This is a genomic window from Micromonospora sp. CPCC 205539 (assembly GCF_036906815.1).
GTDB lineage: Bacteria > Actinomycetota > Actinomycetes > Mycobacteriales > Micromonosporaceae > Micromonospora.
In genome coordinates this window covers 396,822-412,134 of record NZ_JBAKHW010000001.1, presented here as the reverse complement: position 1 = coordinate 412,134, position 15,313 = coordinate 396,822, and the positions used below count along the sequence as shown (strand labels likewise).

Here is a 15,313-nt window from a genome sequence, read left to right as displayed (position 1 = left end):
CTCGGGGCCGTCGCGGCACGCCGGCCGACAATCCACGAGTACGCCGGGCAAGCGCATGACCGGCACGCCAGCCAGGGAGGCCCCGATGAGCCCGAAGGACGCCCAGGGCGGCGCGAGTGGAACGTCGCGCATCGAGAGCCTTGACATGAAGCTCGAGGTGATCGTCCTTCCGGTGGCGGACGTCGGCCGCGCGAAGGAGTTCTACCAACGCCTCGGGTGGCGGCTCGACCAGACACCGCCCGGCATCGTCCAGCTCACGCCACACGGCTCCGGGTGCTCGGTGCAGTTCGGCCCGGATCTCACGACGGCGGCGCCCGGTTCGGCCACGACGTACCTGATCGTGTCCGACATCGAGACGGCCCGCAACACCCTGGTCGCCGCTGGCGTCGACGTCGGTGACCTCTTCCACGTCGGCCCGAACGGCCCGGTCGACGGCATGGACCCCGAACGACGTAGCTACGTATCGCGCGCCACGTTCCGCGACCCGGATGGCAACACCTGGCTGATGCAGGAGATCACGACCAGGCTTCCCGGGCGCGTCGAGGGTGGGCTGACGTCGTTCGGCTCCGCGAGCGACCTGGCGGGCGCGCTTCGGCGCGCGGCCGCCGCCCACGGCGAGCACGAGAAGCGCACCGGCGAGAGGGACGACAACTGGCCCGACTGGTACGCGACGTACATGGTGAGCGAGCAGTCGGGCGCCACGCCGCCCCAGTGAACCCTCGCCTCACCGGCGCCGGTCCCGCCCCCGCAACAGCGCAGAGGGACCACCGAGGCTGCCGTCGCAGGTCCTGCCACAACCGTTCTGGGATCACGCCGCCCCACTCAGCGAAAGCCGCCGTCATGGGCCTCGCACCGGCGGCGTACTGATTCTGACCCGAGACCACCGGCTCGCAGCTCAGAGCAAAAACTACCGGTGCTCGACGAATCCGCAGGTGGCGACCGATGCCGACGCCCGCCTGGTCATCGCCCTGGGCGACCGCAAGTCGGCGACCGCAGCTACCCGATGGTACGGGCGATGTGCACGAGTTGTACGTCCAGCGCTACTTCTTGACGCATCTGTGCGGAATGTGGAACTCTCAAGTGATCTTGGTAGAAGTCGTCCTGTGCTGATCGGGGAGGGGACATGCGGCGAAGCCGTGTCTACGGAGGACTCATCGCGCTGCTCGTCGGCTCGACCGCGGTGGTCGGGCCCACCGCCGGGGCGAGCGCGAGCGCCATTGGCGACGGAGTCTGCGAGCCCGTTGTGCAATCCGCGCGGCCGGCGAAGGGGCTGCAACAGAAGTGGGCCACCTTCGGTGACCGGGCCCGTGCCGGCGAGTGGGCGGGTGGCGACGGCACGTACTCGATGCCGCTGCCGGACGGACGTACCGCCTGGTTGTACAACGACACCTTCCTCGGCCCGGTCGGACCCGGCCGCAGCATCACCCCGCACGATCCGGTGCACAACACAATCGTGACCTCGCCCCGCGGCAGCGACCGGCCGACCAGGACGATCCTGAACGGTACGGCGAAGAACCCACTGCCGATCGTCGGCCCGGCCGGCACCGAGAAGCCGTGGTACTGGAACGGCGACGGCATCGTCGACAACGGCAAGCTGTACGTCTTCGAGTTCCAGCAGCAGGCGGCCGGCGAGGGCCACTTCGGCTTCGAGTGGATCGGGACCGACCTGGCCGCCCTGTCCCTGCCGGACCTGCGGCTGCGCAAGGTCACCCCGACCTACGACGGGCACGGGATCCAGTGGGGCGTGAAGCTGCTCCGCTCGGGCGGCTACATCTACATCTACGGCGTGGGATCGACGCAGTGGCCGGGCAAGCAGGCGCACGTCGCCCGGGCCAAGGTCGGTCATCTCGACGGAGCCTGGGAGTTCTACACCGGCAGCGGTTGGTCGCCGGAGGAGGGTGATGCCGCGGTGATCCTCGACGAGGTCGGCTCGTCGTACGGGGTCGCACAGGTGCAGGGGCAGTACGTGCTCGTCACCACGGACAGCTACCTCGGTTCGAAGATCTACGTCCACACGGCGGCGACGCCGTTCGGCTTCGCGGGGTCGGAGCGGGTCGAGGTCTACGACACGCCCGAGGGGCAGCCGGAGTACGACGCCGACGCGGCGGGGGACATCTACACCTACAACGTGGCCGTGCACCCGACGTTGAGCACCAGGAACAACCTGGTGGTCTCGTACAACATGAACAGCACGAGCATCGCCGACCTCTACGGCGACATCAGCAACAACCGGGCGCGCTTCCTGGACCTGCGGTTCGCGCCCGCACACCGCAACTGCCACTGATCACCAACGCCCCGGCCGGTCCGCTCTCGGGCTGGCCGGCCGGAGCGGATCGAATCAACCAGTTCGACGTCGGCGACCGTCCGTATCATCTCGGCATGGGGCTGAGCCTGGAGCCGGCACGGATCAGCCGGCGCGCGGTGCTCCTGGCCGCCGGAGGGCTGCTCGTTGGTTGCTCCCGTCAGCCCGAGGCCGACGAGGTCCACCTGCGACTGGCCACCGGGCCGGCGGGGGCGGTCTACCGACGCATCGGCGGTGCGCTGGCCGCGCACATCTCCGAGCAGGTGCCGGGCGCAACGGTGACCACCGTGCCGAGCGGGGCGTCCACCGACAACATCCGGATGTTACGGGCCGGCGAGGTGCACCTCGGGCTGACGAGCCTGGACGCGCTGATCACGACCGACGGCAGCGCGCCCGAGGGCCTCTCGGCGGTGTGCCGGCTCTACGACAGTCACCTGCATCTCGTGGTCATGGCCGGCTCCCCGATCGACGAATTCCGGGACCTCGAGGGCAAGCGCGTATCCCTCGGCGCCCGCGATTCGGGCACCGAGTTCACCTCGTTGCGGGTGCTGAAGCTGGGCCCGGTGAACGCTGGCGGTCGGCACCTCAGCCAGGCCGAGTCGGCGGCGGCGCTGCGCGACGGCACGATCGACGCGATGTTCTCCCTGACCGGCGTCCCGACACCCGCCATCACTGAGCTGGCGCAGCGACACCCGGTTCGGCTGATCCCGTTGGACGCGCAGGCGGGCGCGCTCTTCACGGCGTACCCGGGCCCCTACGCTCCCGCAATGATCCACGCGACCGCCTACGTCGGCGTCCCGGCCACCCGCACGGTCGCCGTGCCGAACGTGCTGCTCGCGCGCAACGACCTGCCCGACGATCTGGTCTACGCCATCACCGACACGATCTTCCGGCACACGGGCACGATCACCTCCGCCAGCCGCGGCGACGCCGCGGCCGTTCCCGAGGCGTGGCAGATCAACGTACGCACCGGCATCTCCACTGCCTCGGTGCCGCTCCACCCCGGCGCGGCGGCCTGGTTCCGTGACCGCAAGCGCTGACCGGAGACGGCGGACGGGACCGGGTCTCAGATCGGCGGGGGAGCCGGAGCGCCGGCCGACGACACCACCGGCGTGACGTCCGGCAACGCGATCACCGCGGCGAACCCGTATCCGGAGCCGTCCGGACGCGGCAGGCCCTCCTCCAACCGCAGCTCGCCCCCGGCCGCCCCGACCAGGTCGGCGCAGATCGCCAGTCCCAGGCCGGTCCCGGACACGTTCTGGTGCCGCGGCGACCGCCAGAACCGTCGTACGGCCTGAGCCCGCTCGGAAACCTCGATGCCCTGCCCGTCGTCGCGCACCGCGACGGTGACCACGCCTCCGGCTGCGGAGCCGATGCGGTGCCCGGTGCCCGCGCCAGCAGGAACACGCCGGGCCGTGACCTGCACCGCCTGCGCGCCCGACAGCCGTAACGCGTTGCTGACCAGCTCGTCCAGGATGCTGCCCAGTCCGCCCGGCGGCTCCAGCAACCGAAGCCCCGGCGGTACGTCGACCGTCAGCGTCTGCCCCGCCGTCGCCGTCAACGCCCGCCACCGCTCCACCCGGGTCGCCAGCACCTCGTCGAGATCCACCGGCGACGCCGTCCGCATGCTCTCCATCCGCGCACTGGCCTGCAGCGAGTTCAACATCCGCTGCATCGCCTTCAGCTCGTCGACGGCGACGTCGTACACCTGCCGTCCGTTGCCCTCCGGCCGCAGGTGCGGCGCGAGGCTCTCCACCGCGAGCCGGAGGCTGGTCAACGGGTTGCGCAACTGGTGCGACGCGTCGGACACGAACGCCCGCTGCCGCTGCACGGCGTTCTCGACGGCGTCCATCATCGTGTTGAACGACGCCGCCAGTCGCCGCAGCTCGATCGGGCCGGCCTCGGCGTCGGCGCGGATCGTCAGGTCGCCCTCGGAGATCCGCGAGGTCGCCGCGTCCAACTGGCGCACCGGTCGCAGCACCCAGGCCGACACCGGCCAGGCGACGGCCGCCAGCGCGAGCAACGGCAGGAGCCCGAGCCCGGCGAGCCGGGCCCAGCGTACGAGGATGTCGTCGCGGGTCTTCGACAGGTCGGAGATCGTCACGACGGCGCCGACGACCTCGCTGTCCCGGCCCACCGGCTCGGCCACGACGAGTGCGGAGTCGTCCCACGGCCCCCATTCCCAGGACGGCTCCGATCGCGTCCCGGCCAGCGCCGCGGTCACGATCCGGGGCAAGGTCGGCTCGGCGCGGGCTGCTTCCTGGTACGCGCCGGCCGGCCCGAGCAGCACCCTGCCCGACGGATCGATCAGCGCGACCGGGATCCCGTACAGCTCGTGGTAACGCGTCAACTCCTGCTGCAGGGCCTCGGTCCGCCCGGTCGACAGCGCGGTCTCGGCCAGCGAGGCGAACCGGCCGACGTCGTCGAGCCGGTTGACGTAGGTCTCCTGCATCTCCCGCTCGGCCACCGTGACGCTGAGCGGCACCCCGAGCGCCGCGACGAGCAGCACCGCGAGGGGCACCAGGACGACGAGCAGGCGGCGGTGCACGGCGCGTCAGCCGATCAGCTCCGGCTGGTCGGCCAGGAGCCGATAGCCGACGCCGTGGATCGTGCGGATGACCACGCCGGGCCCCAGCTTGTGCCGCAGCGCCGCGATGTGGGTGTCCAGGGTGCGACTCGACGACTCCCAGGTCGCGCCCCAGATCTGGTCGAGGATGACGTCCCGGCTGACGACGTTGGGTGCCCGCCGGGCCAGCAACAGGAGCAGCTCGAATTCCTTGCGGGTCAGCGGCACGGGCGTGCCGTCGACGGTGACCTCGCGGGTGCCGACCCCGATCCGCATCGGGCCGAGCTGGAGTGGCTCGGCCGCATGGCTCGTGGCTCGAGCCGCCCGGGTACGCCGCAGGACGGCGTCGATCCGAGCGAGCAGCTCGGGGATGCCGAAGGGCTTGACGATGTAGTCGTCGGCACCGGCACGCAGGCCACGGACCCGCTCGTGCTCCTCGGAGCGCGCGGTCACCGCGATGACCGCGGTCTCCGGGCGGTCGCGCAGCTTCCGGATCACGTCGAGCCCGTCGCCGTCGGGCAGACCCAGATCGACGAGGACCACGTCGGACGGCGCCGCACGCACGGCCTCCGCGGCGGTGGCGATGCGGTGGACCTCGAAGCCCGCCTGGGTCAGGACGGTCACCAGACCCAGCGCGACGCGGTCGTCATCCTCGATGACGGTTATCCGCATACCAGCGGATTCTACGGTCCGGACCGGGCCTCGTGTCAGCCCCGAGTTCTTGGGATTTCTCTGACACCATCCGCGCCGCGACCAGCCGAGACTGGGGGCCACTCACGCACCGAGGTATGCGCATGCGCTGATGAGGAGGCCGTTGTGAGAGGGATCAGCAGGTATCGGGTCGCCACGCGGATGATCGCCACGATCGGCGTCGTCTCACTCGTCGCGGCCTGTTCCGACAACGGAGGTGCCAGCGGCGGAGGCGACGCCGCGAGCTTCCCGGACCAGAACATCACGATCGTCGTGCCGTTCAGCGCGGGCGGCCCGACGGACACCGTCACCCGCATGATCGCCGAGCCGATGGCCGCCAAACTCGGCACCAAGATCGTCGTCCAGAACGTCGAGGGCGCCGGCGGCACGGTCGGCGCCGGCGAGGTCGCGCGGGCCGACCCGGACGGCTACACCGTGCTCATGCACCACATCGGCATGTCGACCGCGCCCGCCCTCTACAAGAGCCTGGGCTACAAGCCGCTCGAGGACTTCGAGACGGTCGGGCTCGTCACCGAGGTGCCGATGACGGTCGTCGCCCGCAAGGACTTCGCGCCCGCGACGCTCCCGGACCTGGTGGCCCACGTGAAGGCGAACGCCAACAAGGTCACGCTGGCCAACGCCGGCATCGGCGCCGCCTCCCACCTGTGCGGCCTGCTGTTCCAGACCGCCGCCGGTGTGAAGCTCCAGGAGGTCCCGTACCAGGGCACCGGCCCCGCGTTGACCGACCTCGTCGGCGGCCAGGTCGACTTCATGTGCGACCAGACGACCAACACCAGCGGCCAGATCGCCGCGGGCAAGGTTAAGGCGTACGCGGTCACCACGCCGGAGCGGGTGAAGAGCCTTCCCGACCTGCCCACCACGGCCGAGGCCGGGCTGCCCCAGCTCAAGGTCAGCGTGTGGCACGGACTCTACGTCCCGGCCGGCACGCCGCAGGAGATCGTCCAGAAGCTGTCCGAGGCGCTGAAGGTGGCACTGGCCGACCAGGGCGTCATCGACCAGATGGCCAAGCTCGGCACCGCGCCGGTCCCGGACCAGGACGCGACCCCGCAGGCACACCGGGCCAAGCTCGAAGAGCAGCTCGGCACCTGGGGAAAGATCATCGCTGACGCCGGGGTCAAGGTCTCCTGAGGTGGAGCGCCGTCGGTCGATCCCGGACGTCCTCGCCGGAGGCATCTTCGTCCTGATCGGTGGCGCATTCGTGGTGGGGTCGCTCGGCTACGAGCTGGGCGCCCCACTGCGGATGGGTCCCGGTGCCTTCCCACTGCTGGTCGGGGCGACCACCGCCGCGCTCGGCCTGGCGATCGTCATCAAAGGGCTCGTCGCCGGTGAGGTGATCGCGTTCGGGCCGATCCCGTGGCGTGCGGTCGCCGCCATCGCGGGCGCGGTGCTGTTCTTCGGATTCACCGTCCGGCGCCTCGGATTCGTACCGACGTCGGCGGTGACCGCCCTGCTCACCACCCTGGCCAGCGCGCGCGTACGGCTGCTCACGGCCGTGGCCGTGGCCGCCGGGCTGACCGTGGCCAGCACGCTCATCTTCGTCGTCGGACTTCAGCTGCGGATCCCGCTGTGGGGCCCGTGGCTGGAGTTCTGACGCGGCATCTGGATTGAGGCATGGAACTCTTCGACAACCTCGCGCTGGGCTTCTCGACCGCCCTCCTGGTCCAGAACATCCTCTACTGCTTCGTGGGAGTGCTGCTCGGGACCGCGGTCGGCGTGCTGCCCGGCATCGGGCCGACGGCGACGGTGGCGATGCTGCTGCCGATCACGTTCAGCTTCGAGCCGGTCACGGCGTTGATCATGCTGGCCGGCATCTACTACGGCGCACAGTACGGCGGCTCGACGACCGCCATCCTGATCAATCTGCCCGGTGAGTCGTCGGCGGCGGTCACCGCGCTGGACGGGCACGAAATGGCCCGCCAGGGCCGAGCCGGCCCGGCGCTGGCCGTCGCCGCGATCGGGTCCTTCATCGCGGGCACGGTGGCCACCGTCGCGCTGGCCGTCGCGGCGCCACCACTGGCGAGCGTCGCGTTGAAGTTCGGCCCGGCCGACTACTTCTCGCTCGTGCTGTTCGGTCTGATCGTCTCGATCGCGCTGGCGCGTGGCTCGGCACTCAAGGCACTGGCGATGATCGCACTCGGCGTCATGCTCGGCACCGTCGGCCAGGACCTCTACACCGGCACCCCCCGCTTCGTGTTCGACCAGCGCGAGCTGTACGGCGGCATCGACTTCGTGTCGGTCGCGGTGGGCCTGTTCGGGGTGGCCGAGATCCTGCGCAACCTGGAGAACGAGCAGTCCCGTACAGCGGTCGTCAGCGCGGTGAAGAACCTCTGGCCGACCCGCGAGGACCGGCGCCGGGTCGTCGGGCCGATCCTGCGGGGCACCGGCCTCGGCGCCGCGCTCGGCGTCCTGCCCGGTGGTGGCCACGTGCTGGCCTCGTTCACCTCGTACGCCGTCGAGAAGCGGATCTCGAAGCGGCCGCAGGAGTTCGGGCGCGGGGCGATCGAGGGCGTCGCCGGCCCCGAGTCGGCGAACAACGCCGCCGCGCAGACGTCGTTCATCCCACTGCTCACTCTGGGCCTGCCCGCCCACCCGGTCATGGCACTGATGATCGGCGCGTTCATCGTCCACGGGATAACCCCCGGCCCGAACGTCATCAACGACGAGCCGGCGTTGTTCTGGGGGCTGATCGCGTCCATGTGGATTGGCAACGTGCTGCTCCTGCTGCTGAACCTGCCGCTGATCGGCATCTGGGTACGCATGCTGCGCATCCCGTACCAGGTGCTGTTCCCGATGATCATCCTGTTCGCCGCGATCGGCACCTACTCCCTGGCACTCAACGCGTACGACGTCTACGCCATCGCGTTCTTCGGGATCCTGGGCTACATCCTCATCAAGTGCGGATGCGAGCCGGCGCCGCTGCTCCTCGGCTTCGTCCTCGGTCCCTTGCTCGAGGAGAACCTGCGGCGGGCGCTCATCATCTCCCGCGGCGATCCGTCGGTCTTCGTGACCCGACCGATCTCCGTGGCGCTCCTGGCCCTTGCCGTGGTGGCACTCGTCGTCGCCGTCCTCCCGACGATCCGCAAGCGGCGCGAGACCGTGTTCGCCGAGGAAGAGTAGGAGGCTGTTCGGGCCGCTCGGGCCCGGCCCGCACAGGTCGGACGACGCGGCACCGTGGCTGACAGGATGGACGCACACCGGCGTCGCAACGGGCCGGTGTGTGCAGCGCATCGCGTGATCGAGCGGAGGGTGTTCGTGTCGTTCGTGGGACGGTGCCGGGCCGACCTGGTCGGTGATTGATCCGTGGTGGCCGTACCGGAGATGTACGCCGACGAGGTCCGCCACCAGCGCGACGCCCTGTGGCGGATGGTCGATGAGGCCTCGGTCCTGGCGAAGGCCGGTGACCTGTCAGGTCTGCGGGCCCACGCCACGGCGCTCCGGCGTGCCCTGGCGGCCGGCAACAGCATCGACCGCACCGGCGGACATCTGGACTCGAACGCCGGTGACATCTACGCCGCACTGGACGACATCTACGACGTGGCGTTTCCCGTACGCGTCATCGACGATCCGACGGACGTCCTGGACACTCCGTGGCCGACCACCAGCCGCACGGCCCTGCTCGCCGCCATCGTGGACCACGTGGGCTGGCCGACTCCACCGCTCGAGCCCCTGGCCGACCGGGCGGTGGCCGCGAACGATGCTCACCTGCTGCGGCTGCTGGTCCGCACTCCGCTGGGCCGCGCGCGTCGGGAGACCGTGGTGCGGGTCCTGGACGCCCTGCACGAGGTGGGCGCGCTCGATGTCGACATCATCGAGCAGGCGTTCACCGACGACGAGTACCTGGGCAACGCTATCGTCGGACGCTCCCCGAGCGACAGCGCCGCACCGCCGAGGGCCCACGTCTGCGCGCCCGCCGTGCGGGACTACTTCGACGAGTTGGCCTGGCGCCTGACCGCGCCACCCGAGCCCGACTGGGCCGCGCTCCCCGAGGTGCTGGTGCCACGAGGCCTGCGCTTCGTGCTCCGGGCCTTGGACCGACCAGCGGATCACCGGATGGCCGTACGCCTCGGCGCCGCCGAACTGACCGACGGCGAGTGGGCCGCGCTGGTGGAACACCTGCACGACCGGCCAGCAGAGGAACGGCGCCACGCCTTCGACCTGCGGCTCCCGGCGGGTGACGCCGAGGTGCTGCTGCCGTTGCTGGGGCTGCCCGGCGCGGCGCCGCTGCTGCGGCTGGTGCGGGCGACCTCCACGACGGAGGCGGTCCGCCAGGACAGGGACGCGATTCTCGCTGCGGTGCGGCAGGCCGGCGTCGACGGTGCGCGCCGGCTGCTGGGGCTCTGCCCGAGCGAGAGCGTCTCCGCCGCGCTGGGCTGGAACCGCGCAGCCGTCTCCAAGCGTGTCAAGCACAACGCGCTGGCGGGCATCGCCGCCTTCGGCCTGCTGCCGTTGGCGGAGGGGGAGACGGTGCTCGACCGTTATCTGGCATTGCGGGAGGTAGCGAAGCGGGGGCCGAAGTTGGGCCCGAACCGCCGGCACAGCCACGCCGCTGCGGTGGCCGTCGCCCTTGACCATCTCGCCCAGGTGTCCGACTTCCCGGACGCCGAGCGCCTCGAGTGGGACTGCGAGGCCCGCATCGCCACCGAGGCGCCCGACGACTGGCAGGTGGGCGACTACACCGTCGCGCTGCGGCTGGCCGGTGCCGAGCCGCTCGTCACGATCAGCAAGGCAGGCAAGCAGTTGAAGTCGGTGCCGCCTGCCGTACGCGCCGACCCCAGGTACTCCGAGGTCCGCGACCACCAGGAGCGGCTGCGCGACCAGTCCCGTCGGATGCGTAGCGGGCTGCTCGAGCGACTCGTCGCCACCGGTGGCACCCTCGCGCCCGGTGAGCTCGCCCGTCTGCGGAGCCTGCCAGCCGGCGCCGTGCTGCTCCCTGCGTTGATCTGGCAGGACCAGGGGGGCACGATCGGCTTGCTCGACCAGGTCGACCTTGACGGTCCGGTGACGGTGGTGCATCCGTTTGTGTTGTACGAGCGGGGCCTGCTCGCGCACTGGCAGGGGGAAATTGTCCGGCTTCAGATCCGTCAATCCGTGAAGCAGGCATTTCGTGAGCTGTACCTGTTGTCTCCGACCGAACGCGACGCTGTCGACGTGTCGCGACGGTTCGCCGGCCACACGGTCGACGGCAAGGTGTCGGGTGAGCTGCTGTCCGGGCGCGGCTGGTCGACCCATGGCCAGGACGCGGAGCACCAGGCGACCCGGCCGGTCACCACCGAGATCACCGCCGCGCTGGTCTGCGACCTGCCTGGCTACTTCGGCGGGGGAGAGGTGGTTGTCGGTGAGCTGCGCTTTCTGGCGGCCGGCGCGGTAGTGCCCTTGGCCGACGTGCCGCCGGTAGCGTTCTCCGAGGTCATGCGGGATCTGGACCTCGTCGTGTCGGTGGCCGGAGTCGACCGTTGACCCCGGATCAGCGGCCGATGCGCGACCGGCGTCTCTCAGGCGTCGGTCCACTCGACCAGCCCGTCGAGACGCAGCCGGGCACCCGCCGCCACGGGATGCGGTGCCAACCGTCCGTCCGGCATGAGATGACGTACGAGCATTTCGCGGCGCAGGGTCGCGACATCGGCGATCAGCCGGCGATGACAGCGCCACCAGACGCTCTCGCTGCACATCACCGCGGTCGTGACCAGGGCGGCCTGCTCGAGCACGTCGGCCAACCCGGCCAGGAACGGCGGCGTGCGGGTATAGGAGGCGTACGCGCGGAACGCCGTTACGGTCCACCACTCGTCGTGCACCGGCAGGTCGGCCGGCTGGTGTCGCCGCCCACCGAGGCGCTCCTCCCAGCGGTATGCGATCCCTACCTCCGGCAGCCATCGCGCCAGGGTGTCCCGCTGGACGTCCGGGTTGGTGCGGCTGCCGGGAAATCGGCGGACGTCGACGACCAACTCCACGCCGGCGTCGGCCAACAGGTGACCGAGCGCGGCACGGCGCATCGGTCCGTGGCCGACGGTCAGTAAGGCGGGCGTCTGTTCTGCCGGCTCCACGAGCAGATCATTCCGTGCCGCCCTGAGCGGCGCTGGCGATCCGGGCGATTGTGCGGCTGGCGGGCTGCCTTCGGCGCTCGTCAGGGCAGTTGGCCCGGCCCGTCGAGCCGAGGTAGACGTGGGAGCTCCGGTCGAAGATGAAGGCGACCGCTCTTGCCACAGATCGCCGGTGTCTTACCGTGTGTGGAGTGGGATACGCCAAGAGTGCCGTCGAGTGGGGCACCGTCCCGGACTGGATCGCCGGGATCGGTTCCGTCCTGGCGTTCGCCGGGTTGGCGTACGGGCTGTGGTGGGAAATTCGGCAGCGTCGCCTCGACCGAGACGACACGGTGGCCCACCAGGCCAGACTTATCACGGCGGTCGCCGGGGTCGGTGTCGCACACCAACTGGAAGCCGTGGTCATGAACAACAGTTCGATGCCGGTATATGGCGTCGAATGCCACATCTTCGCAGCTCCGCCGGTCCCCGCGATCGGCGATGACCTGCCGATCAGCCGGCTCGTCGGCCAGACGAAATTCGTGCTCGTACCCGCGGGTGAGTTGCAGAAGAACGTGGTGGACTGGAACTTTGACCACCGACAAGGCCCCGAAGAGCAGCGACACCTATTCGATCACGCTGCTGTTCGTCGACGCTGCCGGCCGGGTATGGACGCGGAGCGTATCGGGAACGCTGAAGCGGATCGTCTAGGAGACCCGCGACCCGGCCAGCCCAGCCGGATGGGTCCCGGGGCGCGGTGCCACCCCGGGAACCATCGTTCCGACCAACCCGGAACCGACTACCGGACGCCGGCCTCCACGGTCAGCGTCCCGGCCGTGGCATCGATCGTGGCCCGCGCCCCGAGCGGGATCGTGAGCTGGCCGTTGCCGTGCCCGAGGCGGAGCCCGCCCAGCACCGGTACGCCGAGGTCGTACAGGCGGTCCTTGAGAACGGCCACCGCGTCCCACTCACCCGGCTCGCCGACGCTGTCGGTGATCTGGCCGACCACCACGCCGGCGACCCGGCGCAGCACACCGACCCGACGCAGCTCGGTCAGCATGCCGTCGATGCTGGACGGCGACTCGTCCACGTCCTCGAAGAACAGGATCGCGCCGTCGAAGTCCGGGGAGTCCGCAGCGCCCAGGGACGTCGAGATCAACGTCAGGCAGCCACCCAGCAGGCGGCCCGTCGCCCGGCCCGGCACCAACACCGGGGCGGCGGTCTCGGCCGGATCCCGGGTGATGGTGATCGGTGCGGTGGTCATGACCGCCCGGCGCAACGCCTCGGCGGACTCCGGCCCGGTCCGGCTGTCCGTCCAGTTGACCATCGGGCCGTAGAAGCCGATCAAGCCGGTGTCGCGCCACAGCTTGCCGTGGATGCTGGTGATATCGCTGAACCCCACGACCACCTTCGGATCGCGGCGCAGGCCGGACACGTCGATCCGGTCCACGATCCGCTGGGTGCCGTAGCCACCGCGCGCGGCGAAGACGGCTCGGACGCCGGGATCGTTCAGCGCCGCGTTCAGGTCGGCCAGCCGCTGCTCGTCGGTGCCGGCCAGGTAGCCGTACTTGCTGTAGACATGCTGGCCGAGCTCGACCTCCAACCCCCAGCCGCGCAGGATCTCGATGCCACGGGCCATCAGCGCGGGGTCCGGCGTGCTCCCGGGCGACACCACCCGTACGCGGTCACCCGGAGCGAGAGCACGTGCCCGGACCGGCTTCTGCGGCCGCCGCGGCGCCGCCTGCGCCGCCGCCGCGTCACCGGCACCCACCAGCAACGCTCCACCGGCCGCTGCCACCCCGGCGCCCAGGATGTGCCGCCGGGACAGGGCAGCTCCACCGGGATTCGGGACCGTCGCGGCCTCCTCGAGATCGCGCATCAGCTCTCCTCTTCGTCGTGCCCGACGGCCTGCTGCGGCCGACAGTCGTTGGATCGACAATGTTATTTGTCCGTAGCGGGCTGAGTTGCCCCGAACGAAGCTCGAACCCTCGCCGTGCGACGCCCCGGCCGTCGAGTAGGAGGCCCGACCGACCCTCGTCGGATCGGTGGGGCCACCTACCGTGTGAGCCGGGGCGTCACCGCGGCGACTCCGTTACATCAGGCCGGGGCGGCCGGACAGCTCGCGCCTGCCGGCGGTGTGACTCGGTCGATCAGGTACCGCTCGACGCCACTCCGGGTGCACTCCGTCCGTGGGTAGCTGGCGTGGCCCGACCCCTCATAGGTGAGGAGGTGGCCCCGGCTGCCGAGCTGGCGCATCACCCGCAGCGCCCAGTCGTACGGGGTGGCCGGGTCGTACCGACCGTTGAGCACCAGCAGCGGAGCCTTCGTCGTCACCCGCAGCCGATGTTGCGGGTTGACGGCCGTCCAGCCCAGGCAGATCGCGGTGAAGCGGACGGCCAGCGGGGAGGCCCGCAGGTGTGGAGCCGCAGCGCGGGACACGTGGAGAAAGCGGTTCCACTCGGCGAATCCGTCGACCGGCAGCGACCAGTCCTGGCAGAACGCCAGTAGCCCGTACTCGGTCAGGTCCTCCTCGCTGTCGACTGCCTTTGCTGACGCGAGGGGAGAATCAGCGGCTTCGCCCCGCTCCAGCGCGAGAAGCAGGTTCGCGAGGTCGCTCCAGGTCGCATCGAAGAAGTTGGTGACTGTCGCGAACCCGAGATCGAACCAGGTCAGCTTCGCGCCGGTGGCCGGGTCGACCAGCGTGCCGGCGTCGGCACGGCGCATCAGTCCGTCGAACAGTGCCGGCACGTCGCGGCCGTGCAGTGCGCAGCTGGAGGTCTTTCCGCACCAGGCCACGAACTCGTGGAACAGGGCCTCGTTACTGGCCGCCCCGCTGCGGAAATACTCCCTGACCCCCTGGGTGTGGTCCATCACGCTGTCCATGACCAGGGCGCGGACGCGGTCGGGAAACAGTTCGGCGTAGGACTGCCCGATCAGCGTGCCGTAGGACCACTGGTAGAAGCTGAGCTGCCGCTCGCCGAGTGCCGCCCGGATGGCCTCCGTGTCACGCGCGACGCTGGCACTGTCGATATGGTCGAACAAGGGGCCACTGTGGGCGCGGCAGTCGTCGCGCAGCTGGCGGTTGTAGGTGCGGAGGCGCTCGAACTCTGCCGCACTGGCGGGCGTCAGGGAAGGCTGCTGGGCCAGCAGCGCCGAGGAGCAGCGCACCGGTGCGCTACGGACCATGCCCCGAGGATCGAAGCTGACGACGTCGAAGCGGCGCAGCACGTCCGGCCCGAGCTGGCTGTCGGCCGTCAGCACCACGTCCACCCCGGACAGGCCGGGACCGCCGGGGTTGAAGACCAGGACACCGATGCGGGCGGCCGGGTCGGTGGCGGTGCGCCGAGCCAGGGCCAGTTGGAAGGTCTCCCCTCCCGGCCGCGACCAGTCGACCGGAAGGCGCATGGTGCCGCAACGCGTACCCGGGTCGTCGGGCCGCTCCGGACACGCCTGCCAGTCGATCCGGCCGTTCCAACCGCCGGTGGCGTTTCCGGCGACCGGTCCGCTGCCGACGGCCGCCGCCGGCGTGGTGCCCGCGAGCGACGGTGGGGCGTTGAGCGACAGGGCGACGAGGACCGCGACGACGGCCGAGAGACCGCGAAGGAGCGGCCGGCGTCGACGGTCAACCCCGCTGGGATGCCAGAAGGTGGTTCTCTTCGTGGTCAACATCCGTCCAGCCTGCCGACCCTCGGTCCACGTCCGATCCATGCCGGTCCG

The 15,313-nt window shown here is 70.6% G+C and carries 12 protein-coding genes and 1 pseudogene; 8 read left to right on the top strand and 5 right to left on the bottom strand.

Going from position 1 to position 15,313, the window contains the following annotated elements; genetic code table 11:
* Nucleotides 1–85 precede the first annotated feature (85 nt).
* From V6V47_RS01705 to V6V47_RS01690, 4 genes and pseudogenes are all read left to right on the top strand, one after another.
* Complete coding sequence (locus tag V6V47_RS01705; RefSeq protein ID WP_334626128.1) at nt 86–715, top strand: VOC family protein; 630 nt, start codon at nt 86–88, stop codon at nt 713–715.
* Between the two features lie 142 nt (nt 716–857).
* Nucleotides 858–974: pseudogene (locus V6V47_RS01700) on the top strand (IS5/IS1182 family transposase); the annotation flags it as partial.
* A 149-nt stretch (nt 975–1,123) separates the two neighbouring features.
* Nucleotides 1,124–2,284 (top strand): hypothetical protein, encoded by a 1,161-nt coding sequence (locus V6V47_RS01695; protein ID WP_334626127.1) that lies wholly within the window; start codon nt 1,124–1,126, stop codon nt 2,282–2,284.
* Between the two features lie 95 nt (nt 2,285–2,379).
* The gene (locus tag V6V47_RS01690; RefSeq protein WP_334626126.1) at nt 2,380–3,342 is read left to right on the top strand and encodes a TAXI family TRAP transporter solute-binding subunit; all 963 of its coding nucleotides are present in this window, start codon (nt 2,380–2,382) and stop codon (nt 3,340–3,342) included.
* A gap of 26 nt (nt 3,343–3,368) precedes the next feature.
* Here the strand turns inward: V6V47_RS01690 and V6V47_RS01685 are convergent, their stop codons facing one another.
* Both V6V47_RS01685 and V6V47_RS01680 read right to left on the bottom strand, forming a co-directional pair.
* Nucleotides 3,369–4,850: a sensor histidine kinase gene (locus V6V47_RS01685; protein ID WP_334626125.1), complete on the bottom strand. Its 1,482-nt coding sequence runs from the start codon at nt 4,848–4,850 to the stop codon at nt 3,369–3,371.
* A gap of 6 nt (nt 4,851–4,856) precedes the next feature.
* Nucleotides 4,857–5,540, bottom strand: a complete 684-nt coding sequence (locus V6V47_RS01680; RefSeq protein WP_334626124.1) for a response regulator transcription factor — start codon at nt 5,538–5,540, stop codon at nt 4,857–4,859.
* A 144-nt stretch (nt 5,541–5,684) separates the two neighbouring features.
* Here V6V47_RS01680 and V6V47_RS01675 point away from each other — a divergent pair, with 144 nt between their 5' ends.
* From V6V47_RS01675 to V6V47_RS01660, 4 genes are all read left to right on the top strand, one after another.
* The gene (locus tag V6V47_RS01675) at nt 5,685–6,707 is read left to right on the top strand and encodes a tripartite tricarboxylate transporter substrate-binding protein (RefSeq protein ID WP_334626123.1); all 1,023 of its coding nucleotides are present in this window, start codon (nt 5,685–5,687) and stop codon (nt 6,705–6,707) included.
* Between the two features lies 1 nt (nt 6,708).
* On the top strand, nt 6,709–7,170 hold the full coding sequence (locus V6V47_RS01670; RefSeq protein WP_334626122.1) for a tripartite tricarboxylate transporter TctB family protein: 462 nt from the start codon (nt 6,709–6,711) through the stop codon (nt 7,168–7,170).
* Nucleotides 7,171–7,190: 20 nt separating this feature from the next.
* Entirely contained in the window at nt 7,191–8,696 is a 1,506-nt protein-coding gene (locus V6V47_RS01665) for a tripartite tricarboxylate transporter permease (RefSeq protein WP_334626121.1), read from the top strand.
* A gap of 933 nt (nt 8,697–9,629) precedes the next feature.
* Nucleotides 9,630–11,036, top strand: coding sequence for a DUF4132 domain-containing protein (locus V6V47_RS01660; protein WP_442934174.1), 1,407 nt, complete (start codon nt 9,630–9,632; stop codon nt 11,034–11,036).
* 35 nt (nt 11,037–11,071) lie between these two features.
* On the opposite strand, the gene V6V47_RS01655 is transcribed toward V6V47_RS01660, so the two are convergent.
* The 3 genes from V6V47_RS01655 to V6V47_RS01645 all read right to left on the bottom strand — a co-directional run bounded on the left by V6V47_RS01655 (nt 11,072) and on the right by V6V47_RS01645 (nt 15,265).
* Nucleotides 11,072–11,620, bottom strand: a complete 549-nt coding sequence (locus V6V47_RS01655) for a DUF488 domain-containing protein (RefSeq protein WP_334626119.1) — start codon at nt 11,618–11,620, stop codon at nt 11,072–11,074.
* 775 nt (nt 11,621–12,395) lie between these two features.
* Nucleotides 12,396–13,475, bottom strand: coding sequence for a S66 peptidase family protein (locus tag V6V47_RS01650; protein WP_334626118.1), 1,080 nt, complete (start codon nt 13,473–13,475; stop codon nt 12,396–12,398).
* Nucleotides 13,476–13,693: 218 nt separating this feature from the next.
* On the bottom strand, nt 13,694–15,265 hold the full coding sequence (locus tag V6V47_RS01645; protein ID WP_334626117.1) for an alpha/beta hydrolase: 1,572 nt from the start codon (nt 15,263–15,265) through the stop codon (nt 13,694–13,696).
* Nucleotides 15,266–15,313 lie beyond the last annotated feature (48 nt).